The sequence below is a fragment of the Streptomyces sp. NPDC001903 genome, from assembly GCF_042891345.1.
Lineage (GTDB): Bacteria > Actinomycetota > Actinomycetes > Streptomycetales > Streptomycetaceae > Streptomyces.
Genome location: NZ_JBIASZ010000002.1, coordinates 141664 through 165211 on the forward strand (window position 1 = coordinate 141664; position 23548 = coordinate 165211).

The 23548-nt window shown below is 70.1% G+C and carries 21 protein-coding genes and 1 pseudogene; 7 read left to right on the forward strand and 15 right to left on the reverse strand.

Features of this window, described 5'->3' with window-relative positions; translation table 11 throughout:
- Positions 1-73 precede the first annotated feature (73 nt).
- Complete coding sequence (locus ACFYZS_RS04200; RefSeq protein WP_389006585.1) at positions 74-928, forward strand: NmrA family NAD(P)-binding protein; 855 nt, start codon at positions 74-76, stop codon at positions 926-928.
- A 614-nt stretch (positions 929-1542) separates the two neighbouring features.
- Here ACFYZS_RS04200 and ACFYZS_RS04205 read toward each other — a convergent pair.
- The 3 genes from ACFYZS_RS04205 to ACFYZS_RS04215 form a co-directional block, all read right to left on the reverse strand.
- The gene (locus ACFYZS_RS04205; protein ID WP_389006588.1) at positions 1543-2070 is read right to left on the reverse strand and encodes a YcxB family protein; all 528 of its coding nucleotides are present in this window, start codon (positions 2068-2070) and stop codon (positions 1543-1545) included.
- 148 nt (positions 2071-2218) lie between these two features.
- A complete protein-coding gene (locus tag ACFYZS_RS04210) occupies positions 2219-3229 on the reverse strand; it encodes an endonuclease/exonuclease/phosphatase family protein (RefSeq protein WP_389006591.1) in 1011 nt (336 codons plus the stop codon).
- Positions 3230-3540: 311 nt separating this feature from the next.
- Positions 3541-4386: an enoyl-CoA hydratase/isomerase family protein gene (locus tag ACFYZS_RS04215; protein ID WP_389006594.1), complete on the reverse strand. Its 846-nt coding sequence runs from the start codon at positions 4384-4386 to the stop codon at positions 3541-3543.
- 925 nt (positions 4387-5311) lie between these two features.
- Here ACFYZS_RS04215 and ACFYZS_RS04220 point away from each other — a divergent pair.
- Positions 5312-7840, forward strand: a complete 2529-nt coding sequence (locus ACFYZS_RS04220; RefSeq protein ID WP_389006597.1) for an IPT/TIG domain-containing protein — start codon at positions 5312-5314, stop codon at positions 7838-7840.
- Between the two features lie 613 nt (positions 7841-8453).
- Here ACFYZS_RS04220 and ACFYZS_RS04225 read toward each other — a convergent pair.
- The 3 genes and pseudogenes from ACFYZS_RS04225 to ACFYZS_RS04235 all read right to left on the reverse strand — a co-directional run bounded on the left by ACFYZS_RS04225 (position 8454) and on the right by ACFYZS_RS04235 (position 9706).
- Entirely contained in the window at positions 8454-8897 is a 444-nt protein-coding gene (locus ACFYZS_RS04225) for a DUF2267 domain-containing protein (RefSeq protein WP_389006600.1), read from the reverse strand.
- Positions 8898-9010: 113 nt separating this feature from the next.
- A pseudogene (locus ACFYZS_RS04230) lies at positions 9011-9175 on the reverse strand (DUF2267 domain-containing protein); the annotation flags it as partial.
- Between the two features lie 96 nt (positions 9176-9271).
- Positions 9272-9706 carry an Hsp20/alpha crystallin family protein gene (locus tag ACFYZS_RS04235; protein WP_389006603.1) on the reverse strand — a complete coding sequence of 145 codons (435 nt, stop codon included), beginning with the start codon at positions 9704-9706 and terminating at the stop codon, positions 9272-9274.
- A 129-nt stretch (positions 9707-9835) separates the two neighbouring features.
- Between ACFYZS_RS04235 and ACFYZS_RS04240 the strand changes: the two genes are divergently transcribed.
- The gene (locus ACFYZS_RS04240; RefSeq protein WP_389006606.1) at positions 9836-10504 is read left to right on the forward strand and encodes an HSP18 transcriptional regulator; all 669 of its coding nucleotides are present in this window, start codon (positions 9836-9838) and stop codon (positions 10502-10504) included.
- Positions 10505-10944: 440 nt separating this feature from the next.
- Positions 10945-11352, forward strand: a complete 408-nt coding sequence (locus ACFYZS_RS04245) for a TraR/DksA family transcriptional regulator (protein WP_389006609.1) — start codon at positions 10945-10947, stop codon at positions 11350-11352.
- 83 nt (positions 11353-11435) lie between these two features.
- On the opposite strand, the gene ACFYZS_RS04250 is transcribed toward ACFYZS_RS04245, so the two are convergent.
- The 3 genes from ACFYZS_RS04250 to ACFYZS_RS04260 all read right to left on the reverse strand — a co-directional run bounded on the left by ACFYZS_RS04250 (position 11436) and on the right by ACFYZS_RS04260 (position 13095).
- Positions 11436-11750: a hypothetical protein gene (locus ACFYZS_RS04250; protein WP_389006612.1), complete on the reverse strand. Its 315-nt coding sequence runs from the start codon at positions 11748-11750 to the stop codon at positions 11436-11438.
- Positions 11740-12357, reverse strand: a complete 618-nt coding sequence (locus ACFYZS_RS04255) for an RNA polymerase sigma factor (protein WP_389006615.1) — start codon at positions 12355-12357, stop codon at positions 11740-11742. Before ACFYZS_RS04255 ends, ACFYZS_RS04250 begins: the two co-directional genes overlap by 11 nt.
- A 252-nt stretch (positions 12358-12609) precedes the next feature.
- Positions 12610-13095, reverse strand: a complete 486-nt coding sequence (locus ACFYZS_RS04260) for a hypothetical protein (protein WP_389006618.1) — start codon at positions 13093-13095, stop codon at positions 12610-12612.
- A 498-nt stretch (positions 13096-13593) separates the two neighbouring features.
- Between ACFYZS_RS04260 and ACFYZS_RS04265 the strand changes: the two genes are divergently transcribed.
- On the forward strand, positions 13594-15006 hold the full coding sequence (locus tag ACFYZS_RS04265; RefSeq protein WP_389006621.1) for an erythromycin esterase family protein: 1413 nt from the start codon (positions 13594-13596) through the stop codon (positions 15004-15006).
- A 161-nt stretch (positions 15007-15167) separates the two neighbouring features.
- Positions 15168-15530 (forward strand): hypothetical protein, encoded by a 363-nt coding sequence (locus ACFYZS_RS04270; RefSeq protein WP_030871991.1) that lies wholly within the window; start codon positions 15168-15170, stop codon positions 15528-15530.
- A gap of 48 nt (positions 15531-15578) precedes the next feature.
- On the opposite strand, the gene ACFYZS_RS04275 is transcribed toward ACFYZS_RS04270, so the two are convergent.
- The 3 genes from ACFYZS_RS04275 to ACFYZS_RS04285 all read right to left on the reverse strand — a co-directional run bounded on the left by ACFYZS_RS04275 (position 15579) and on the right by ACFYZS_RS04285 (position 19826).
- Complete coding sequence (locus ACFYZS_RS04275) at positions 15579-17291, reverse strand: glycerol-3-phosphate dehydrogenase/oxidase (protein ID WP_389006625.1); 1713 nt, start codon at positions 17289-17291, stop codon at positions 15579-15581.
- 37 nt (positions 17292-17328) lie between these two features.
- Positions 17329-18846, reverse strand: coding sequence for a glycerol kinase GlpK (glpK, locus tag ACFYZS_RS04280; RefSeq protein WP_389006628.1), 1518 nt, complete (start codon positions 18844-18846; stop codon positions 17329-17331).
- A gap of 128 nt (positions 18847-18974) precedes the next feature.
- Positions 18975-19826 carry an MIP/aquaporin family protein gene (locus ACFYZS_RS04285; RefSeq protein ID WP_389006630.1) on the reverse strand — a complete coding sequence of 284 codons (852 nt, stop codon included), beginning with the start codon at positions 19824-19826 and terminating at the stop codon, positions 18975-18977.
- 304 nt (positions 19827-20130) lie between these two features.
- On the opposite strand from ACFYZS_RS04285, the gene dhaK reads away from it, so the two are divergent.
- On the forward strand, positions 20131-21138 hold the full coding sequence (gene dhaK / locus ACFYZS_RS04290; protein ID WP_389006634.1) for a dihydroxyacetone kinase subunit DhaK: 1008 nt from the start codon (positions 20131-20133) through the stop codon (positions 21136-21138).
- A 140-nt stretch (positions 21139-21278) separates the two neighbouring features.
- Here the strand turns inward: dhaK and ACFYZS_RS04295 are convergent, their stop codons facing one another.
- The 3 genes from ACFYZS_RS04295 to ACFYZS_RS04305 all read right to left on the reverse strand — a co-directional run bounded on the left by ACFYZS_RS04295 (position 21279) and on the right by ACFYZS_RS04305 (position 23098).
- Positions 21279-22094 carry a S1 family peptidase gene (locus ACFYZS_RS04295; protein ID WP_389006637.1) on the reverse strand — a complete coding sequence of 272 codons (816 nt, stop codon included), beginning with the start codon at positions 22092-22094 and terminating at the stop codon, positions 21279-21281.
- A 165-nt stretch (positions 22095-22259) separates the two neighbouring features.
- Positions 22260-22790 (reverse strand): DUF427 domain-containing protein, encoded by a 531-nt coding sequence (locus ACFYZS_RS04300; RefSeq protein WP_389006640.1) that lies wholly within the window; start codon positions 22788-22790, stop codon positions 22260-22262.
- Between the two features lie 59 nt (positions 22791-22849).
- Positions 22850-23098, reverse strand: coding sequence for a UBP-type zinc finger domain-containing protein (locus tag ACFYZS_RS04305; RefSeq protein ID WP_389006643.1), 249 nt, complete (start codon positions 23096-23098; stop codon positions 22850-22852).
- Positions 23099-23548: the final 450 nt, after the last annotated feature.

Below are 23548 nucleotides of genomic sequence, written 5' to 3' on the forward strand. Positions count from 1 at the left end.
TCCGACCGCACCCACCCCGGCAGCACCCGCCGCCGGAAAGCCAGCAAGGAATGAGCACACGATGATCGTTGTCATGGGATCGACCGGAGCGACCGGGAACGCCCTGCTCCGCAGCCTGTTCACACTCGGCACACCCGTCCGCGCACTGACCCGCACCCCGCACAAGCCGATCCCCGGCATAACCGGTGCACGCCGAACCCCCGTCGAGGTTCAGTACGCCGATGCCACCGATCCCCACTCCCTGCGCACCGCCTTCAAGGGCGCCAGCCAGCTCTTCCTCGCCATGGCCAACAGCCCCGCACAGGTCGAACTCGAAACCCGCGTCATCGACATCGCCGCCCATACCGGCATCGGACACATCGTCAAGGTCTCCGCACCTGCCGCCGAACCCGACTCCCCAGTCGCCATCTCCCGCGGACACCACGCCGTCGAGGAACATCTGCGGGCCAGCGGCCTCGCCCATACCATCCTGCGCCCCTACGCGTTCATGCAGAACCTCCTGCGCCAGGCCCCCACCGTCGCCCAGGGCGTCATCCTCGGCACGACGGGCGACGCGCCCTTCAACCACATCGACTGCCGCGACATCGGCGACGTCGCCGCCGCCGCCCTCACCAGCCCCGGTATCGCCGGCGGCACCTACGCACTGACCGGACCCGAAGCCGTCTCCTACCCCGAACTCGCCTCCCGGCTGACCACCCTGACCGGCAATCGAGTCCGCTACGTCAACCTCACCCCGAACGAACTGCGCGACAACCTCATCCACCGCGCCCACATGCCCACCTGGCTCGCCGACCATGTGACGGAGATCCAGCAACTCGCCATCGCCCGACCCGAAACCCCCACCACCACCGTGAACGACATCCTCGGGCGCCCGCCCCGCACCATCGACGCCTTCCTGGACGAACACCACACGCACTTCCGCCGATAGGAGGCCGCCTCAAGCCTGGTCACGAACGCGTGAACCGTCCCGCTGCACAGGGCGGATGATCAGTCATCGGCTCGGCGGCGGGCGAAGCGCGTGAAGCGCCGCCGGGCCGGGGACAGGCCCGTCTGCGGCCGAATCACGAAGTCGAGCACGAGCAGACGCCCGGGGTGGCTTCGGGTCGCCCCGGGCGTGGCCGACCAGGTGTGGCATGGACCCAGCGGCCACAGATGGGCGATGTGGCGCCTCGGGGCCGGCGCGTAGCAGACGAACTGTCCTGGATGAAGCAGAGCAGCCGTCATCCGCTGACCCGGGTCCGCACCTACTGAGAGGCGCGTCGCTTGGTCAACGGTGGGCAGTGAGGCCATGGGAAGGGCGTGCACGTGATCCAGCACGCCCGCGGAGCCATGGTCGCGGGAAGCATCCCGCGTACGAGAGCCCCCACAGCAGCGGCGGGTCGATGGGCTGCCGCTCGAGCCCGGCGACGCGAGGAACTCCGGCCCTACGTACGCTCGGTCCGCTGAACAGCGACAACACCGACGGACCACGATGCCAACCAGCCCAGCGGCCCAAAGACGTGCCCGCCGTATCGCGGTCGCCATCTTCCTGCGGGAGATGCTTTACGCCCGGCGGACCTTGGGTCGGGCGACCCGGGTCTCCAGCAACACGCCCACCAGCTCTGCCTCGCCGGCCCCGGCGAGCAGCCGCTTGGGCACGATCACCAGGCCGGCCTTCCAGCCGAGGCGGCCGGTCACGACGTACACCCGCTCCGTCTCGTAGGAGCGATAAATGCTGCGCCACGGCACCCGCATGAGTTCGTCACCGCCGCGGACGATGACGAAGCCGGAGGCGTCGATGGTGGCCTGCTTCTCTCCCTTGGCCTGGTCGGCGCGGAACGCGCGGCTGGTGAGCAGCGGGGGCAGGAACAGGCCGAGCACCCCGTAGACCACGGCGAGGGTGAGCAGGCCTCCGTTGACCGGGCCGCCGCCGGCAAGAGGCCTCAGACTCAAGGCCGCCATCAGCCCGGCAGCCACCACGATCAGCCACCGGACGCGCCGGAACATCCCGGTCGCTGCAACCGCCTCGTCGAACTCCTCCCGCGTCAGGGTCCCGCTGAAGGTGATGGTTGCCTGTCGTATGTCGTCCACGAGCGCGGATCCTACCGCTCCGCCTACAGCGGGAGGGGCCGTCGCCCGCAGTCCGGATGCCAGCCCCAAGATGCGCAGAGCCAGCGCTGCGGGGCCGTTGCTGCTCCTCCCCCGCCATCCCCGGCGGACCACGAGCAGGGTGGGTGGCTCAGTACCGGTAGGAGGCTGCCACTGCGCGGTGGTCGCTGCCGTCCGCGGGCAGGACCCAGGAATCGGTTGGGGTCAGCCGGCCCTTGCTCAGGATGTGGTCAATCCTCACTGCCGGGAAGGCGGTCGGCCAGGTGAAGCCGAATCCGGAGCCGGCGGCCTCGTGGGCGGACGTCATCTGCTCGGCGATCGGGGCGAAGGCGCGGTCCGTCAGACTGCCGTTCAGGTCACCCATCAACAGCACCCGTTCCAGCGGCTCGGCCCTGAGCGCCGCGCTCGTCGCGGCGATGCTGCTGTCCCGCAGCTCCGCGCCGAACCCGTTCCCGAAGGTGACTCGGACCGAGTCCAGATGCCCGACGTAGACCGCGATCTCTCCCTTCGGAGCGGCCACCACCGACCGGAATACCGTTCCGTTGCCCTCGCCGGCCGGGCCCTTCGCTATCGCGCTGTCGGTGACCGGGTACTTCGACCACAGCCCATCGGCGCTGACGCCGGCCACGTGGTGCGGGTACGCGGCGGCCAAGCCCCGCTCGTACTCGGGGAGCAGCTTCGGTTCCAGCTCCTCCAGTGCGATGAGGTCGGCGCCGGAGTCGATCAACATCTTCACCGTGCCCGCTACATCGGTGTTGGCAGCGGCCACGTTGTGCGTGACGACGGTGAGATCGCCCTTGCCGGTACTCCGGTCGCCGAGCGTCCCGCCGAACATGGCAAGCCAGACGACAGTGGGGACCAGCAGCGCGACCAGCGCCGTGGTCGAACGCCGCAACAGCGCGGGCACCAGCAACACCGGGACGACCAGGCCACACCATGGCAAGAAGGTCTCCAGCAACCCGGCCAGATTGCCGGGGTTGGGCAGCAGGCCGTGCAGCGCGAGGGGGAGGGCTGCGAGCACCGCCAGCCCCGCGATGATCCGGCCACGCCGCCAGGCCCCCACCCGCCACGACTTCCGCCGTGTCGACGCCGGTATTGACTCCGGGACCGTCACTCGCTGCGCCCCGTCGGTTTGCACCATCAGTCCACCCCTACACCGGTTGGCATGCTTACGGCGGGATAGATGCACTTCCATCGACCGAGGTTCCTCAAACTTACGAACCCATGACTCATCTGTGCGAGCTGAACGGCGCCGGGCCGAGCGTCGCGGGGGCCGACTGCAGGTCACCGCCGGCGACAACCCCGACACAGGTGCTCGTCCGTGGCCAGGTTGCTCGACGGCTGTAGTGCCGGCAAGTACCGGTAGGCACCCGCGCCGTTTCGGTGCGCGGTTATCGAGGGCCGGTGGCCTGCCTGTGCCGCGCGTTTCGGCCCCCAGAGTCCGAAACTCCCTTACCGGCCTGCCGACCCGTCGATGGTGCCCAAGGCGTGTCCGAGGTCCAGTTCGGTGGCACCCCGGGTCTGGAAGCCCTGCTCGAACAACTGGGCCACGCGTTGCTGCGCCGTCTCGCTCCGGACGAGTTGCTGGAACAGCGCTGCGTCCGCGCGTACGTCGGCAGGGGTCGGAAGGCTGATTTCGTTGATCGCCGACTTGGCCGCGATCAACGCATCGCGGGGGAAACCGCCCATGCGCGCGGCCATGCCCGCCACGAACGCATCCAGTTCGGCGTCAGGAACGGCTCGGTTGATCCATCCGTACCTTTCGGCGAGGTCCGCGTCGAAGTCCGACGACGTCAGTACGGCTTCGAGTGCCCGGCCCCGGCCAAGCAGACGAGTGAGGTGCTGGATCGCGCCCGCGCCGGGAGGAGTTCCGACTGCCACTTCCAGTTGGCCCAGAACGGCGTTCTCGCGGGAGGCGAAGCGCATGTCGCAGGCGAGGAGGAACTCGCTGCCCGCTCCCCGGGCACGGCCACGCAGCTTGCCGATGGTGACGGCGGGAAGCCGGCTCAGCTTGCGGAACAGCATTCCCAGGGAGGCATCACCGGGGCCTCCGGCCTTCGCAGCCTCGGCGGTGTACTCGGCCACCTTCGTCATGTCGACATGCGGAAAGAAGTATTCGGCGTCCGCACTCTCGAAGATCACCACGCGTGCAGCATCCGGTTGCGACAGGTCATCGAGCAGCGTGACCAGATCCCGCACCACCTCGGGACCGATGAGATTCATCGGCGGTGCGTTGAAGGAGGCGGTCAGGACATTGCCGTCCACACTGATGTCGATGGTTTCGTACGAGGCGGTCATGGGGTCTTCCTGTCGTCGCTCGTCACGACCCGGCGGCACGCCCGGACGTCAGCCGGTGATCGTGCCTGGTGCCCTGTTGACCGTCGCCGTACGGTCCGCGGAGGCACCCTCCTGCCATGTTACGTCGCGAGGTGCGACAACGACCTGGGACGACAGGTCCGGCCGAACGCGCCGAGCGGTGACGTTCCTGTCCGTCCGCGATGTCGATCCCCGGCACATCTGTGCGTGAGGGATCTGTGACCAAGGCAGCTCCCCTACGTGGCCCGGACCGAGCCCCGCATCAAGGCCGTGGCCGGTGGCCTGCACGCCTCTCTGCGCCAGTCGTCGGGACTGCGCGACCCTACGCAGATCCGTGAGGAGTTCTGGTCCCTGACCGCGGCGCCGGCGCGGCGGCTTGCCGGTGCGCGGGCGCGGACGGCCCGGCAGGCGCGGCCTGGCAGGCACCTACATGGCCCCGCGCGCCCGCATCCGTCATCGAAGTGTCCGCCGCGCAAGCGGAATCGATCCTGCAACGGGGAGTGTCTGCCTGGCTGTAGCCCAGGAGAGGGAAGTATCTGCAGGGCGCGCCGCCGACTGTGACGGGAGGCGGGACGTTCCGATAGACACCGGCCGTGATCAACAGCTATCGCCGAACAGCTGTCGCCCGCTGTCGATGCGCGGGCAGGACCGGACTTCCGAACGAGGTTGAAGGGGGGAGTCCATGTCGATGCGACGGTCTCTCCGGATGAACCGACGGGTGATGCGCGTCGTGCGTGGCGGGCCGCGTGCGCTCGTACTCGCTCTCACCGTGGCGCTCACGGTGGCCGTGCCGGCCGGCGCGGCGCCTGCCGAGCCGCGGCCCAGTGCCCCGGTCTCCGCCGGCGTCCCCTCGCCTTCGGGGGGCGAGGGGACACTGTCGCGGACCGGGCTGAAGCAGCGCGTGGACGTGAGCGCGTTGCCCCGTCCCAAGCGCACCGCCGAGCCCCGTCCGCGGCCCTACCTCGCGCCTCCCAAGCGGCGGGGGCCCGTGGGGCCGCTGCGGCAGCCGACGCTCCCCGTCAGTGCCTCGGCCCTGATGGGGAAGGCGTCCAAGGACAGGTCCTCGAAGGCGGTGCCGTCCACGGCGGTAGTCGAGCGCCTGAAGACGTTCTCGACTCTCGGGAACGTCGATGGAGCCGTCCCGTCCGACACCAACCTCGCGGTCGGGCCCACGTACATCGTCCAGTTCGTGAACCGCTCGGGCCAGGTCTACGACAAGGCCGGCAACGCGGTGGGCTCTCCGTTCGACCTGGGCGCGTTCTTCGGGTTCGCGGCGGACACGGGCGGCGATCCGCGGGTGCACTACGACGCGGGCTCGGGCCGGTTCTTCGCCTCCTACGAGGGGCTCCTGGCCGGCGGCGACGAGAACGACGTCGCGGTGAGCGACAGCTCCGACCCCCGGGCGGGCTGGTCCGTCTACAACATCGGCAGCAACACCACCAACGTCCTGCAGGACCGGCCGAAGCTCGGTTACAGCAGCGACAAGGTCACCATGAGCTGGAACAACTACGACCAGAACACGAGCCCCCCGGCGTTCCTGGGCGTGGTCACCGCGGTCATCAACAAGGCCGAGCTCCTGGCCGGTGCGGCTTCGGTGACCGTCACCACGTTCGCTCAGGACTCGGGCAAGTTCGAGGTCGTCCCGGCCACTTCGCTGTCCGCGACCGGCGACCAGTTCGCAGCCGAACACGACGGCACCAACGTGATCGTGACCACGATCACCGGAGTGCCCGGCGTCAGCCCGGTCAACCAGGCGGAGAACAACATCGCGATCGGAGCTGCCCCGGCACCGCCGGGAGCGGCCCAGCCGGCCGGCGGTGACGCCACCATCAACACGAACGACGACCGGATGCTGTCGGTCGCCTGGCAGAACAACCGCCTGTGGACCGTCTTCAACGTCAGCTGCACCCCGGTCGGCGACACCGCCACTCACGCCTGCCAGCGTTTCGTCCAGGTGTCGACCAGCGGAACCCAGAGCCTGACGACCAACATCGACCTCGGGCTCGTGGGCGGAGACATCTACTACGGCTCACTGACCCTCAACGACGAGGACGACCTGTTCGCGGGCTTCAACGCGTCCTCGACCTCCATGTTCCCCACCGCGGTCGCAATCGGAGTCCCCGGCGGCAACTTCCCCGCCACCACGTTCGGCGACTTCTACGCCGCGGGCACGCAGGCCTACGCCTGCAACTGCGGAACCCCGCCGCGCTGGGGTGACTACTCCGGCACCGCCCGCGACCCCAGCAACCCCAAGGACGTCTGGACGGTCCAGCAGATCGGAGCCCTCGCGAGCGGCGACTGGGGCACCGCGATGGACCGCGTCACGCTGTCCCCGCCCACCGTCACCAGCGTCACCCCGAACCACGCTCCCGAACTCGCCCAGTGCGTCAACACGGTGACCGTACGGGGAACGGAGTTCCCCACCAGTGGCACCACCGTGAAGTTCGGTTCCCTGCCCGCGACGAACGTGAACGTCACCGGACCCGAAGAGCTGACCGCGCAGGTGCCCCCGCAGGCGCGGGGCACGGTCGACGTCACCGTGACCACCCCCAACGGCACCAGCCCCGTCACCGCCGCCGACCGCTTCACATACGACCCGGACACGACCGCGCCGACCGTCTCCGCGAACATCTCCCCCGCACCGAACGGCGCGGGCTGGAACACGACAAGCCCGACCACTGTCAACATCACCGCCAGTGAAGGGGCCTGTGCCTCAGGGGTCCAGAAGATCACCTACAGTGCGAGCGGCGCCCAGCCCATCGCATCCACCGACATCTCCGGCGCCAGTGCCGCCGTGCCGATCACGGTCAACGGCGTGACCACCCTGACGTACACCGCCACCGACAACGCGGGCAACACCTCCTCGCCACAGACGATCACGGTGCGCCTGGACACGGTGGCGCCGGCGATCACCATCGTCCGCCCGGTGGCCGGCACGTACCTGTACCGGCAGGCGGTCACCGCGTCCTACGCGTGCACGGACGCCACCTCCGGGCCGGCGAGCTGCGTCGGTACGGTGCCCAACGGGGCCGCCATCGACACTTCGACCCTCGGCTCACACGTGTTCACGGTGAACGCCAAGGACGTCGCCACGAACCCGGCCACCAAGAGCGTCACCTACACCGTGGCGTACCGGATCTGCCTGCTCTACGATCCCGCCCGGCCGGTCCGTCTCCTCGGCCAGGTCGTGATCTCCCTGCGGATCTGCGACGCGAACGGCAACAACCTCTCCAGCTCCAACATCACCGTCACAGCCACCCGCATCACCGGCCCCGTCACCAGGACCGTCGGCACCCGGATGCTCTACAGCCCACTGTCCGGCGGCTACAGCCTCCCCCTCAGCACGCGGGGGCTGCCCAACGGCAACTACAACCTCGAATTCACCATCAGCGGCGCGGACACCACCACCCACGTGGCGCCCTTCACCCTGCGCTGACCTCTCCAAACCCTCCAAGCGCGCCGGCCCGGCCCCGACCTCGGGGCCGGGCCGGCGCACGTCGCGGCAGCATGCGGAACAGCCGTTGCCCGGCGGTGTGCCGAACGCGTCCCGGCGCTGCAGCACGCCAGGTCGGACGGTGTGCAACCGGCGGCCCTGGTACTCGCGCCGGCCGGGAACGGTGGGCAGGAAGGGACGGGTCCGGGTGCGGTGGCGCTGATGACGGCCCGCGCCGTCCACGATCCGGAGTCCGTCTCGACCCGCAGGACGGGCCCGTCACGGTGCACGCTGTCGATCCACGTGCCGTGGTGGACGGGGAGCTCGTACCGCTTCTCGTAGTCGGTGAGGTAGCCGACGACGTGGGCGGCGTCCGGGTGGAGCTCCCCCGGCTGAGGGCATGAGCCGCCGGGGCAGGGAGGGGTACTGGGCCGGGGAGAGGGTGGTATCCGGCGGCGAACCCATTGCGGCGACGCAGGTCTCGAAGCGGCAAAATCGTCCGTGCTCTCCTCCCCCGGTAACGCGCCGCTTCAAGCACTGATCGTCGTACGTCGGTGGCCGGGACCGCAGGAGCGGTCCCGGCCCCTGGCCTATGGCCGCGCCATGTCGGCGAGGGTCAGGCGGCTGGCTCGGGGCGGCGCAGTTCCGCCTGGCCGAAGAGGAGTGCGTAGCCGTCGGGGAGCCGGTGCAGGATGCGGGCGAGGAGGTCGGGGCCGGCGAGGCGCGCGACGACGGCGAGTACGGCGCCGGTGTCCCAGCGGGCGACGGCCGGGCTCACGCCGATGCGGGCCGCCAGGTCTTTGACGAAGCCCCAGCCGGTGAGTTGTCCGTTGTCGGGGATCTGGGCGGTCAGGGTGAGGGCGGCCTCGACGGGCAGGCACTGGGCCAGGTCGACGCGTTCGTCGCCGGTGATGTGGCGGCCGAGGGCGGCCAGGACGTGGTGGACGGCTTCCCCGGCGCGTTCGCGGGTGGGGTAGGCGCCCTCGTAGCGCACGCGTTCCAGCATCTGCTCGAACGTCATGGCGGGCTGGGCCGGGTTCGCTCGAGGCTGGTCGTACATGGTGCTGCGATTGCCTTTCCCTTCGAGGGTTCGGTTTGTGGCCGATGATTCGGCCGGTCAGGTGGGCCGGGGATGGCCGAAGAGGAGGTCGTAGCCGGGCGGGAGCTGGAGCAGTACGCCTCGCGGAGCCGGGCGGCGAGTTCGGCCCGCACGGTGCCGACCAGGTGTGCGCCCAGCAGGGCCAGCACGACGCGGGCCGCGCGTTCGGCTTCATCACCGGTCTCGTACTCGCCGCGTTCCCGGACGCCGGCCGGGAACGCTTCCTGTCGCATCGGCATCACTCCCCTCCGGGGAGGAGTGAAGCGGCGAGGGGGGCAAGGAGGACGGGTGCCGGAGGGGGCGCACCCCGTCCTCCGCCGCTGGTGCCGGGCCGGTCAGCCGGAGATCTGCTTGCGGCCCGCCTCGCCGCCGATGGCGATCTTCCGAGGCTTGGCGCGCTCGGCGATCGGGATCCGCAGGGTCAGGACACCCGCGTCGTAGTCGGCTTCGATGCGCTCGGTGTCGAGGGTGTCGGCCAGCATGATCTGACGGGAGAAGACGCCGAGAGGGCGCTCGGAGAGTTCCATCTGCACGCCTTCGGACTTCTCCGCGGGTCGGCGTTCGGCCTTGACCGTCAGCATGTTCCGTTCGACGTCGATGTCGATCGCGTCGGTGCTCACGCCGGGGAGGTCGAAAGCGATCACGTACGCGTCGCCCTGGCGGTAGGCGTCCATCGGCATGACGGACGGCTTCGACCACGTACCTGACGTACCCGAGAGTTGCTGAACGATCCGGTCCATCTCGCGGAACGGGTCAGTGCGCATCAACATCGCGAAACACCTCCAGTTGGTTCAGGCAGGAACTGCCAATGCGCTTCAACGTGCCTCCGTTGTAACATGTCATCGGAACGATGACAAGCAAGCAGTCATCTGGTGGATGACAGAGTCACGGAGAGTGCCATGCCCGAGGCCGCAGAGCCGACCGCGCCCGTTCCCTTCCTTGTCGCCACGGCGGCACTGGAGGCCATCAACCAGGCCGTCAAGAACGCGCAGCACCCCTCCGCGGGAACACCGGCCACCCCAGCGGCACCCGAGGCGGACGAGGGCCCGCACCCGGCCCTGGCCGCACTGCTGATGCTGCGCGAGGTCCGCGAACAGCTCGCCGGCTGGGAAAGCGGCCTGATTGAAACCGCCCGCAGCCAGGGCGCCAGCTGGGCCGACCTCGCAGGCCCCCTAGGGGTCGCCAGCCGCCAAGCAGCCGAACGGCGCTACCTCCGACTGCGCCCCGGCAAGGCCGGGAGCACCGGCGAGGAACGCGTCCAGGCCACCCGCGATATGCGCGCGGCGGACCGCAACGTGAACGCCTGGGCCCGGGAGAACGCGGCCGATCTGCGCCGCCTCGCCGGGCAGGTCACCGCCCTTACCAGCCTCCCGGCCGACTCCGAGACCGCCATCGGAGACCTGAACGTGGCCCTCGCCGACAACGACGCCGCCCGCCTCGTGCAACCCCTGACCGACACCCGGGCCCACTTGCGGCCCGAGGACGCCGAACTCGCAGACCGCATCGACGCCCTGGCCCGCCACACCGAGCAGCTCCGCCAGGACACCCACGACCAGCGCAACACCTGACCCCAGCCCCTTTCCGGTCGCTGAACGCCTCACACGACACACAGAAGGCAGAGGTGATCGCCCTGACCCCTGGGGCACAGCCCAGCCAGACGCCCACGACAAAGGCTTGACAGAGGGGAACGGAACGCACGAACCACGACCAGCTGACGCAAACGGCACACACCAACACACATTGTCACCGCGCTGAACGTGGCTGCATACCCCGCTGGATGCAGACGGACCGTCCAAGAGGGAGCAACCCTTTGTCGCGCCCCTCGTCCTGCACCGGTCCCGCCCGCGCGGGTTGGGGACTCGCACCGCGCATCGGGTCAACCCCAGGCCGAGGGCGTCGGTCACGAGCCAGGCCCCCAGCAGTCAGGACGCCGGGCCTGAGCCGGTTGGAGTGCACACGGTCGCGCTGGCGGGGGAATCACGGACAGCGGACCGACGTTCTCGTACACATGAGCGATATTCCCCAGCGCGACCGGGAGGAGCACATGCGGTCGGTCGCGACCGGCGTGCACGAGCGACTCGCAGCCGAGCGTGCCGCCACACTCGCCCGCATGGCGGCGCTCGGCCGCGACTTCGACGGGATCGTCGCGGCGAACGCCTGGGTGGCGGTCGACGACGAGCATGACCCCGAAGGGGGGACCACCGCCTTCGAGCGGGCGCATGTCACCTCACTGCTCACGCAGGCACGCGAGCACCTCGAAGAACTGGACCGTGCCTTGGAGCGGCTCGAACACGGCGAGTACGGACGGTGCGAAAGCTGCGGTACCACGATCCCGCCCGAGCGCTTGGAAGTCCGTCCGGCGGCGACCACCTGCGTGACCTGCGCCCGGCCCGACCGCCGCCGCGGTCCACGGTAGGTCGTACCCCGCGGCCGGCGGAGCCGTGAGGCTGCTCGTCTCGCGCCGACGTCAAGCCCGTCCACGCCTGCGGGGGTACCCCTTCAAGCACGCCGCAGTTCGCAGCTCCCGTTGGTGCAGGAGCGGCGTAGGCGCCCGGCCGAGACGGTTTCCACGAGGCCGATCGCCCAGCACATCGGGCAGCCGCGGAGGGCGACCAGGCCGACGGGGGCGAGCAGCAGGCTCACCGGTCCGGCGACCGGCAGCAGGGCCACCGATCCAGCGAGCACACCGAACCCGACTGCACCGCGGACCAGATGGCGCGGGACGGTGGCGCTGGCGAAACCGCTGCGTCTGCGCGTGCCGCGACCGGCGGCACCGGGCGGGGCCATGCTCGTCGTGGTTGGTTCAGATGTCATCGTCGTCTCCCCCGGTGCATGCCGATTCCTCGCGCAGCGCCTCTCGTACCGTCGAACGAGCCCGGTGCAGGCGAGACTTCATCGCGGCGGTACTCAGCCCCAGCCGATCCGCAACGGTGCGGCCGGACAGGCCCTGGATGTCCCTCATGACCAGCACCTGCCGCTGGTCGGCAGGCAAGGCGGCGACTGCGGCCGCGATGCGATCGGCTTCCAGGCGCAGCAGGACATCCTCTTCGGCGGACCGTGCAGTGCCGCCGGACACGTCGTACTGGCGCGACTCGTCGTGGCGGCCGGGTCCGTCCCTGCCAGGGGCGGCCGATTCCACCCCGGGGAACAGAGCACGTGTGCGGCGCAGGCACTCGTTGCGGACGATCCGGAACATCCACGACGCCAGCGCACCGGAGGCGCGCAGCATGCCGATCTTGCGGTAGAGGATGATCAGCGCCTCCTGGGCGGCATCCTCGGCGTCCTGGGGTGTGGCGCACAGTGTGCGCGCGAACCGGTGCACGTGCGGGTACGCGCCGTACACCAAGGCGCTCAGCGCCTCCACATCACCGCGCTGCGCCGCGGCGACCAGGGTCGCGCCGGGCCAGATGTGATCAGCCACGCCGGCGCCTCCGTCGGCGCAGCAGCGCAGCGGTACACGCGCACAGCAGCAGCGCGACGGCCGCCGCGATGACGACAGTGGTCAAGGGATCCTCCCGGTGGGGTGCGGTGCGGACGCGGTCGTCCGCACGCCTATCAGAGGCCCCGCAACCGCGAAAGGATTCACCTCCCGCCGAAAAGGCTTCGAACCCGGCGGTGTTCACACCGCGCGATGCCGGTGGCCTGGCGGATCCGATGACGTCCGCCGGCTGCTTCAAGACCCGGGAGGCAGTCGGGCCGGCGCACAGGCTTCGCGGGACAGCTCCCGGACGGAGGGCCGCGGGGGCCCGGGCACCGCGGGCCCCACCTCGAAGGCGTAACAGCCCCGCACCGACCGCTCGTACACGAAAATGAATGCTCGCGGCGGACCCTGGCCCGACAGCTCCGCGACGATGGTGACGGCCCCGCCCTGCCGGGTCACGCCGACCACGCCCCGGGCGGGTTTCGACGCGGAGAAGACCTGGCCGATCTCCGCGTCGGGAAGGCTGCCGTCGGCTGCTGACGCACCCAGACGGCCGCGGAACACCTCGACTTTCTCGCGGAGGTTCTTCCGCGCCTGGGCGTCGTCACGCGCAGGTTGCGTCTCCAGCCAGATCCCCACACCGAGGACGGCCACCAGGAGCAGGCCCAGAAGGGTCAGGCATCCGTTGAGGAGGCATCCACCCGGGGTGCCTGCTCGAACCTGTGATCGTCTCGCCATGGGCCACAGGATGCACCGTAAGTACATGACAAGCCATTGCGCTGTCCTGGGGTCGCCTCGGCGTGCAGGCGCCGGCCCTGCCTGATCGGCCTCACGAGGCCGGCGCGTCCCGGCGCGGGGCATCGGCTGTCCGCTCCTGCGGTGATGTGTTGGGGGTGGGTGTTCGCGAGGAATACATGGCCTGGGCATGCACGGCGGGCAGGGCCCGGCTTCGCAGCCCGTGGATCGCAGACCCGCCCGAGGTGGCGGCAGTGCACCATCGCGCGAAGCTCCCGCCCGTACGACTGCTCGGCGACAGCGAAGAGATCGGCGGGGTGCGCCCCGGCGGACCGACACCCGACAGGACAGCGCACCCGGCTTGGGCGCCACCCGCCTGAATGCACGGCAGGGGGATACCCCCCGGCCAAACCCGGAGGAAGCCCCCAGCGTGGCCCGCCCCGACCCAGGTCATGATCGTTTCATCGCCCAGGGGAGCAAGAACGAGCCGAGGAGTTCAGCATGACCGCGCACCACCAAGCGATCGACCGGCGGAGGCTGCTCGCCGCTACAGCCGGGCTCACGGCTTCGGCCCTGCTGGCCCCCACAGCCTCCGCCTCCGCCGCCACCCCTGCGCCCACCCCCACCCCACCCGTCCCTCCGGCCACGGCGGCGAAGGACGAGCAGGCCCAGGCGCTCCGCGCGCTGGAGCGCGCGGCCCATCCCCTGCGCTCGACGGAACCCGGCGGCAGCACCACGGACCTACGCCCGCTTGACGCCATGATCGGCAACGCCAAGGTGGTCGGACTGGGCGAAGCCACCCACGGCTCGCACGAGTTCTTCGCCATGAAGCAACGCGTCTTCCGCCACCTCGTCGAGGAAAGGGGCTTCACCACCTTCGGCTTGGAGATGAGTTGGACGGCCGGTCTGCGGATCGACGAGTACCTCCAGGGCGGCGCCGGCGACGCCCGGCGGATCGCCAAGGAGGCCCTGGCCGGATCGCCTTGGGAACGCGAGGAGTTCGTCAGCCTCATCGCCTGGATGCGCCGCCACAACGACCGGCACCCCGGCCGTAAGGTCCACTTCATGGGCAACGACATCGGGGCACCCAGGCTGGGCGACGCCGTCTTCGACCGGGTGCTCTCGTACGTCCGCACGAGCCACCCCCAGAACCTCGCACACCTTGAGCAGCTGTACGAGGGCCTGCGCCCCCTCGACGACGTCTTCGCCTACCTGCGCAAGCCCGTCGCCGAACGTCGGCTCCACGCCGCCACCGCCCGGCAGGCCTTCGACCTGGTCGCCGCGCACAAGGCGGCCGGCGGTGACGCCTACGAGTGGGCGGAGCAGCACGCCCGCAACATCGCCCAGACCTTCGAGTTCGCCTCGCTCGACCTGTCCGACCCCGCGTCGGTGTCCGCCGCGGAGCACCTCCGCGACCGGGTGATGGCCGACAACACCGCCTGGTGGCACCGCAGAACCGGCGACAAGATGCTGCTCTCGGCGCACAACGGCCACGTGGGCTACCTGGCCACCGACCCGGTGATGTACCCCACGACCCAGGGCGTCTTCCTGCGTGAGGCCCTCGGCCGCGACTACGCCGCCATCGGCTTCACCTTCGGCCGCGGCTCGTTCCTCACCTCGACCACCCTCGGCAGCCCTTGGAACGAGGTCACCGTCCCCGCGGCCACCCCCGATATGCAGGAGTACACCCTGGACCGGGTGCGCCACCGCGACTACTACCTCGATCTGCGCGCCCTGCCCGCTGCGGGCCGCACCTGGCTGAGCACCCCCCGCCCCACCTACGAGGCCGGCTCTTCCTTCAGGATGGACCCTCTCCCCACCCTCGCCATCACCCCGGCCTACGACGTTCTCATCCACCTCGAGCGGATCCACGCAGCCATGGACATCGCCCCATTGCCGGGTGATGCCGGCTGATCGGCAGCGCTCCGAAGCTCCCCTGAGGGCCGCAACGGGACACCGGCCCGCGACGTCCGCCTCCTACCGGCAGCGGGCGCGGCCCGCGTGGCACCTCCCGCTCACGAGGGCCAGTCTGGGAGAAGGGCACGTTGCCGCAAACCGAGCGAAGCGAGGCAGTCATGACAGCGCTGACACGACAGGACACACCGGTCGCGATCGAGGGCGGAGGGGTCGAGCTCCGTACGCAAGAGGTGGGGGGAGACCTGTCCGTCGGCTTCGTACGCCTGCCCCAGGGCGCGGACCTGCGCCCGGCGGTGAAGGGCCTGCCCGATGATCTCTGTCCGTGCCCTCATTGGGGGTACATGCTCAAGGGCCGTCTGAAGATGGTGACCAAGGACGGTGAGGAGGTGTACGAAGCGGGACAGGCCTTCTACTGGCCGGCCGGGCACGCCCCCGTGGCGCTCGAAGACTGCGAGTACGTGGACTTCTCGCCGACCGACGCGTTCAGGTCTGTCATCAAGCACATTGCCTCACAGGGTTGACCCTGCGATCTACGGGCGGACGTGGCCGAGCCCCCCACGTGCGGCCGTTCAGTTCACCGGGATGATGTCCGGGGCGCCGAGCCGCACCGCGTCGGCGGTCAGGTCGTCCGGCTGCTGCTGGGCCTCGCGCTCGGCGGCGACGCGCTTGAGGTAGTGGTCGACCTCGCGGTCCCGGTGTGCCTGGTCCCATCCCAGGTGGGGTGCCATGAGGCTCGCCACGGTCGGCGCCGCGTCCACCCCTCGGTCCCAGGACTCGATGGAGATCCGGGTGCGCCGGGCGAGGACGTCCTCCAGGTGGCGGGCTCCCTCGTGGGTCACCGCGTACACGGCCTCGACCCTCAGGTAGTCGTCGGAGCTCGGCAGTGCCTCTCCGAGCGCAGGGTCGGCGGCCACCAGGGCGAGCAGTTCGGGCGCCAGGGAGCCGTAGCGGTTCAGGAGGTGTTCGATGCGGGCGACATGGAGCCCGGAGCGTTCGGCGAGCCGCTGCCGCGAGTTCCACAGCGCCAGGTAGCCGTCGGCGCCCAGCAGCGGAACGCGATGTGTGACGCAGTGCGGAACCTTCTCGTCCAGGCCTCGCACGGCCTCGTCGACCGCGTCCTTGGCCATCACCCGGTACGTGGTGTACTTGCCGCCCGCCACCACGACCAGCCCGGGTACGGGATGGGCGACGAGGTGCTCCCGGGACAGTTTGCTGGTCTCCGCCGCCTCGCCGGACAGCAGGGGACGCAGGCCGGCGTACACACCCTCCACGTCTTCGGGGGCCAGGGGTGTGGTCAGCACGCTGTTGACGTGTTCCAGCAGGTAGGTGACGTCCTTGGAGCTGAGGGCGGGGTGGGCTTTGTCGAGTGTCCAGTCGGTGTCGGTGGTCCCGATGATCCAGTGCCGGCCCCAGGGGATGACGAACAGCACGCTCTTCTCGGTGCGCAGGATCAGCCCGGTGCGGGAGTTGATCCGGTCACGGGGAACCAGCAGGTGGACGCCCTTGGAGGCACGGACGTGGAACTGGCCGCGGGTGCCGGCCATGGCCTGGGTGTCGTCCGTCCACACCCCGGTCGCGTTGATGACCTGCTTGGCCCGCACCTGCGTTTCGTCCCCGCTCTCCAGATCGGTGATGACGGCTCCGACCACCCGCTCGCCCTGCCGCAGGAAGCGGCTGACACTGGTGCGGTTGGCGGTCAGCGCCCCGTACGAAGCGGCCGTACGGGTGAGGAAGAGGGTGTGCCGGGCGTCGTCGACCTGGGCGTCCCAGTACTGGATGGCGCCCACCAGGAGGTCGGCGCGCAGGGCGGGTGCCTCGCGCAGGGCCCCGTGTCTGCTCAGGTGGCGGTGGTGGGGCAGACCTCCGGAGGTCCCGGAGGCCCGGGCCATCGCGTCGTAGAGCAGCACGCCACTGCCGACGTACGGACGTTCGATGACGCGGTGTTGCAGGGGGTAGAGGAACGGCACCGGACGCACCAGGTGGGGGGCGAGGTACCGGAGCAGGAGGCCGCGTTCCTTGAGCGCTTCGGCGACCAGGCGGAAGTCGAGCATCTCCAGGTAGCGCAGGCCGCCGTGGATGAGTTTGCTGGAGCGGCTGGACGTACCCGAGGCCCAGTCGCGGGCTTCGACGAGCCCCACGCTCAGGCCCCGGGTGGCGGCGTCCAGGGCGGACCCGGCGCCGACGACGCCGCCCCCGACGACGAGGACGTCGAGCTCGCCCCTTCCCATCGCGGCGAGGGCCTGGGTGCGGGCCCGGGGTGAGAGGGCTACCGGATCGACCATGGTCTCCTCCTCGGTACTGCGGGCCCGCGGCCGGAACCTATTCGACCTTGGCCCAGTCGAGCGTGCGCTCCACCGCGCGCTTCCATCCCTCGTAGCCCTCCGTGCGCTTTTCCTCCGACCACTCGGGCTGCCAGCGCTTGGACTCCTGCCAATGGGTGCGCAGTTCATCCGTGTCCCGCCAGAATCCGGTGGCGAGCCCGGCCGCGTAGGCGGCGCCGAGCGCGGTCGTCTCGGCGACGACGGGGCGGCTGACCGGTACGCCGAGGATGTCGGCCTGGGTCTGCATGCAGAGGTCGTTGGCGGTGACTCCGCCGTCGACCTTGAGTACGTCGAGGTGGACGCCGGAGTCTTGCTCCATGGCTTCCACCACGTCGCGGGTCTGGTAGCAGATGGCCTCCAGCGTGGCCCGCGCCAGGTGTCCGTTGTCGTGGTAGCGGGCCAGACCGACGATCGCGCCGCGGGCGTCGGAGCGCCAGTACGGGGCGAACAGGCCGGAGAAGGCGGGGACGAAGTAGATGCCGCCGCTGTCCTCGACGGTGCGCGCCAGACGCTCGCTCTCGGCGGCGTCGCCGATGATCTTCAGCTGGTCGCGCAGCCACTGCACGGCGGAGCCGGTGACCGCGATGGATCCTTCGAGTGCGTAGATCGCGGGGCTGTCGCCGAACTGGTACGCCACCGTGGTCAGGAGGCCGTGTTGCGAGCGGACCAGTTCCGTGCCGGTGTTGAGCACCAGGAAGTTGCCGGTCCCGTACGTGTTCTTCGCCTCGCCGGGCGCGTAACAGACTTGACCGACGGTGGCCGCCTGCTGGTCGCCGAGGACTCCGGTGATGGGGATGGCCTCGCGTAGCGGCCTGGAGGTGCGGGTCCGTCCGTACGCCTCGGGGTGGGAGGACGGGTTGATGGTGGGCAGCATGGACCGGGGGATGCCGAAGAACCCAAGAAGCTCGTCGTCCCAGTCGAGGGTCTCCAGGTCCATGAGCATGGTGCGGCTGGCGTTGGTGACGTCGGTGGCGTGGACGCCACCGTCAGGCCCGCCGGTGAGGTTCCACAGCACCCAGCAGTCGGTGTTGCCGAAGAGGGCGTGGCCCTGCTCGGCGGCCTGCCGCACGCCGTCGACGTTCTCCAGGATCCATTGGATCTTGCCTCCGGAGAAGTAGGTGGCCGGTGGCAGCCCCGCCTTGCGGCGGATGACGTCGCCCTGGCCGCCGCGTTCCAGTGCGGCGGCGATGGAGTCGGTACGGGTGTCCTGCCAGACGATGGCGTTGTAGTAGGGGCGGCCCGTGCGGGGGTCCCAGACGACGGTCGTCTCGCGCTGGTTGGTGATGCCGACGGCCGCCAGGTCCGAGGCGTCGAGGTTTCCGTGCCGGAGGGCGTTCTGGATGACCGAGTTGGTGCGTTCCCAGATCTCCACCGGGTCGTGTTCGACCCACCCCGAGCGCGGGAGGATCTGGTTGTGCTCCAGCTGGTGCCGCGCCACCTCGTTGCCGGCATGGTCGAAGATCATGAAACGGGTGCTCGTGGTTCCCTGGTCCACTGCGCCGACGAAGTCAGCCATGGGGTGCCGCCTCCTCTTGGTATGCCGTGTGGGGGGTGTCGTACGGGACGGAACGGGACGCGACGGGGCGGGGCGGACGCGACGGGAGGTGCCGCTGCCCGCCCACGGCGGACCCGGTCAGCTCCCGGTCAGCTCGTCTCTTCCGGTGCCGGTACGCGTCCGGGAGGCTCCAGTTCTGCGGTCGGCAGGAACCTGCCGATGAGGAGCTTGTAGATTCCCGCACCCAGCAGACCGCCTATGAAGGGGCCGATGATCGGCACCCAGAAGTAGAAGTTGCCGTACTGATCCCTCCATGCACCGCCGTACCCGGTGAGGAAGCTGGCCAGACGGGGGCCGAGGTCACGGGCCGGGTTGATCGCGTACCCGGCGTTGGTACCCCACGCCATGCCGATCGCCACGACGATCAGGCCGACGATGAACGGCGCCAGGTTGGCCCCCGGCGGCGTGCCCAGCAGATCCGTGACCGCGAAGATCAGCAGCAGCAGGATCGCGGTTCCGATGATCTGGTCGCGCAGCGCTCCCCACTCGGTCACCGGCAGGTTCGTGTTTCCGTTGGCCGGGAGCGTGGAGAAGACGCCTTGTGTCTTGATGGTGTGACCGGGGTCGGCCTTGGCCAGCGCTTCGGTGTAGTTCCAGCGGACGATCAGGGCTGCCACGAAGGCTCCGGCCAGCTGAGCCAACGCATAGGGGGCCACCTTGCTCCACGGAAAGCCCTTGAAAGCGGCCAGGGCGACGGTCACAGCGGGGTTGAGGTGGGCGCCGCTGAGCCTTGCCGCGGCGTAGACGCCCAGGGTGACGCCGAGGCCCCAGGCCCAGGCGATGCTGTCGTGGTTTCCGAGGCCGCCCGCAGGGTCCGTCAGGGCTCCGCCCGCGACCACCTGGGCCACCACGCCACAGCCGAACAGGATGAGGATCATGGTGCCGGCGAATTCGGCTGACAATTCACCGACCAGCCCCGACGCTTTGAGGCGCTCCTTCATGGGTGCCCGCTTCCCGCCGGTCGAAGACCGGCATTCGCCTGCCCCGAGCCCCCCGGTTCAGGGTAGATCGGGTCGCCCGTGCCGGAAAGGCGAGAGCAATCCGGCCCGCCGGGACCGGTGCCCGCACAGGGCTCCCCGGTCCTTCTCCGAGCCGGTCGCCCGAGCCCTCGCGGATGTCCGCGGCGTGGCAGCACACTGTGCGTAGGGCGTGCCCTCGCTGACGCGCCCGCCCGGCGCACGGCGCTCGGTATTCGTGGCCGCACCGGGCTACCCACCCGCAGCTGCTCCGGCCGGGAGGCACACGATGAAGATGTTGATCAACAGTCCGCAGACCGTGGTCGCGGACGCCCTCCGCGGGCTGGCCGCGGCCCACCCGGAACTGGACGTGGACGTCGCCGCCCGGATCGTCCTACGGCGGGACGCGCAGCAGGGCGGCAGGGTCGGTCTCGTCTCCGGGGGCGGCTCCGGACACGAGCCCTTGCACGCCGGCTTCGTCGGATACGGAATGTTGTCCGCCGCCTGTCCGGGCGAGGTGTTCACATCCCCCGTGCCCGACCAGATGGTGCGGGCGGCCAAGGCAGTGCACTCCGGCCAGGGGGTGCTGTTCATCGTCAAGAATTACACCGGGGACGTGCTGAACTTCGACATGGCCGCCGAGCTCGCCGAGGAGGACGGCATCCGGGTCGAGCGGGTGCTGGTCAATGACGACGTCGCCGTGACCGACAGCCTCTACACCGCCGGGCGTCGCGGCACGGGGGCCACGCTCCTCGTTGAGAAGATCGCCGGGGCCGCGGCGGAGGAGGGTGCGCCACTGGAGCAGGTCGCCGCGGTCGCCCGACGGGTCAACGAGGCCTCGGGCAGCTTCGGCGTGGCGCTGAGCGCCTGCACCACCCCTGCCAAGGGCAGTCCCACCTTCGACCTGCCGGACGGCGAGCTGGAGCTGGGCATCGGGATCCACGGCGAGCCGGGCCGGGAGCGACGGCCGATGATGCCGGCGAAGGACATCGCGGAGGTCGCGGTGGGCTCCGTGCTGGACGACATGGCGAATACGGCCCAGGCCGCCGACGGGCCGGTGGTGGCCCTGGTGAACGGGATGGGCGCAACGCCGCTGCTGGAGCTGTACGGCTTCCACGCGGAGGTGGCCCGGGTACTGGCGGCTCGGGGCGTCCCGGTGGCCCGGACCCTGGTGGGGAACTACGTCACCTCGTTGGACATGGCGGGGTGCTCGGTGACCCTGTGTCGGGTCGATGAGGAAATGCTGCGGCTGTGGGACGCGCCGGTGCAGACGGCAGCGCTGCGCTGGGGCCGCTGACCCCGACCCCCTCGGCTGCTGGCGGACGCCTGGGCAGTACCGCGACCCCACCACGCGGTGTCGCGTGCGGCGAAGGTGGCTTTCAGGACGGGGATTCCACTGCGCCGGACGCCCGACCGGCCCCGGGGCTGCCGCCGGGATCAGGAGTTGTGCCTGATGGTCTGCCGGATCCAGTCCGCGTACGCGGGCGCGCTGGTGTAGAGGCCCGGGCCGGCCGAGCACGGGACACCGGGGGCACCCGGACCCGAGGTCACTCCGATGAGCTCCCACCGCCCGTGCCGGCCCTTCTGAAGCTGCGGCCCGCCGGAGTCCCCGAAGCACGCCATGGCTGCGGGCACGCGGCTGATCGTGCACAGCCGGGTCCGGTCCGCGTAGCCCGGGGCGCATTCGGCCTCGGCCCCCCGGCGTGTCCGCAGCTCCCGCAGCCCCTCCGAAAACTTCAGTTCGGTGTCGGAGGTGGTGCCGAATCCCAGGATCCTGGTCGGGGTGCCGGGCCGTCCGGGGCGTTCCGCGATCGGGACGGGCTTCTCGGAGACCGGGCGGTCCAGGCGGACCAGGGCGATGTCGTCACGGTTGAACGCCTTCCCGTCACCACTCACGAAGCCGGGGTGGACGAAGGTCCGTTCGATGGCCCGGACGGTCCCCCCGGACTTCCGGTCCGTGCTGCCGATGCGCACGATGCCGTCCAACCGGAGCCCGTCGCCCCGGAGGCAGTGGGCCGCCGTCAGCACCCACTGCGGATCGATCAGCGAGGCTCCGCAGTTGCCGTCGTACAGCCCCTGCTCGGGCGCCGACTCCGGGATCACCGCCATGAACGGGTAGCGCTCCGTGGGCTCGGTCCCATTGACGATGGCTCCGGCGCTGCCGACCGTCAACGTGGCACACGTCGCCACCGCGAGCGCGCCGACGGCGGCCGTGCGGGCCGCGCGGCGGCGGAACGACTTCAGGCTGAACATCCAGGGTTCCCTTCGTTCGTACATCTGGACGGTTCAACCCTGTTCGCCCGGAACCGGTCGGACCATCCGACCAACACCCGGAGACGGTGGGGACATCCCCCCGTACCGGTGCTGGGGAGGGCCCCAGCACCGGGACGGGGGGGGAGGCCTCGCCCGCATCGCATCTCACCAGCCGGCAGTGCCCGAAGCACCCTTGTACGGACCGATGATCTCGGCAGTGATCCAGCCACCGTAGAAGTCGCCGGGCTGAGCCAGCACGCGCTCACCGCCCACCGTGCAAAGATCAACCCTTCCCGCGTAGAAGGCCAGGTGACCGGCAATGCTCCCGTATTCCGGGGAGGGAGCCTCATAGCTCCAGGCCGCATCCGGGACGGTGCAGCCATCGACGGCCAGGTTCCAGTAGGTGGCGAGTCCCTTCCGTTCACAGAAGGTGCTCCCCTGCGACTTCGACAGCAGATCGGTGCGTACATCGTGGGGCGGCACGTAGAAGACGGGTGGGTGACTGGTCTCCAGCACACGCCTGCAAGCCCGCGAGTCGGCCAACACCACGCCGCGATGCGCGATCACCACGCGACGTCCATCCGGCTCAACCCGCGGTGGCCGCGGGTAGTCCCAGACCGATTCCGTGGGCATCGGGCCGTCGGTGCGCCGATCCTCACTCATCGCATCCACCTCCCACTGCCCTTCGCGGTTCACACCCGCAGTGGATGCAGTGCGCCGATGTCGCATGAGGTGGGGCGCGAAGGTCGATGTCCTCAGCGGGATCCGCTCGACCCGCTCGCCTCACCCCGTAGGAGGAACACCTCGTCGATGTAACACCAGGCCCAGGCCTCGTCGGGAGCCAGTGAGATGACCACGGGGTGCCCCGTCTGCGCATGGTGGGCGTAGGCGTGCCGGCCCGGGGAGCTGTCGCAGCATCCGACCTGCCCGCAGGTGGAGCACCACCTCAGCCGGATCCAGGTCCAGCCGCGGGTGCGGCACTGCGCACACACCCGGAGCAGCATCCCCGGAACTGCGGGCAGAGCCCTCGCGTGGACACACGTGCGCCCCTCAGGGCGCCCTCCGTCGGGTGCCACCACCCAAACAGCGAGCGGCTGACCCGGCCCGTCGGATTCGTTGCCGGTGCGAGCCATCCGGGTTCCTTCCAGGCAGGGGCGGCGCCACGTCCAGTCTATTGCGCGACGGGCCGCGCGGATTTCCGGTCTCGCGGCAGGGCGGCTGCCCATTCACTCGGATTTCGTGTGCACGTCACAGCCCGCCGGTGCCTGAGTCGCTACGACGAAACAGCTTGACGGTGGACCTCGTGTGCGCCCCGGAGATGACACCCTGCTCCCGGCTGCCCGCACTCTCGGCCATCGGCGTCGCCGCTTGCTCGGACTCCGCCGACGACCCATGGCCGAGGCCGGGCCTGAGGGCTTCGCCGCCGGATTGGCCAGCAGGCCGGAAGATTCCAC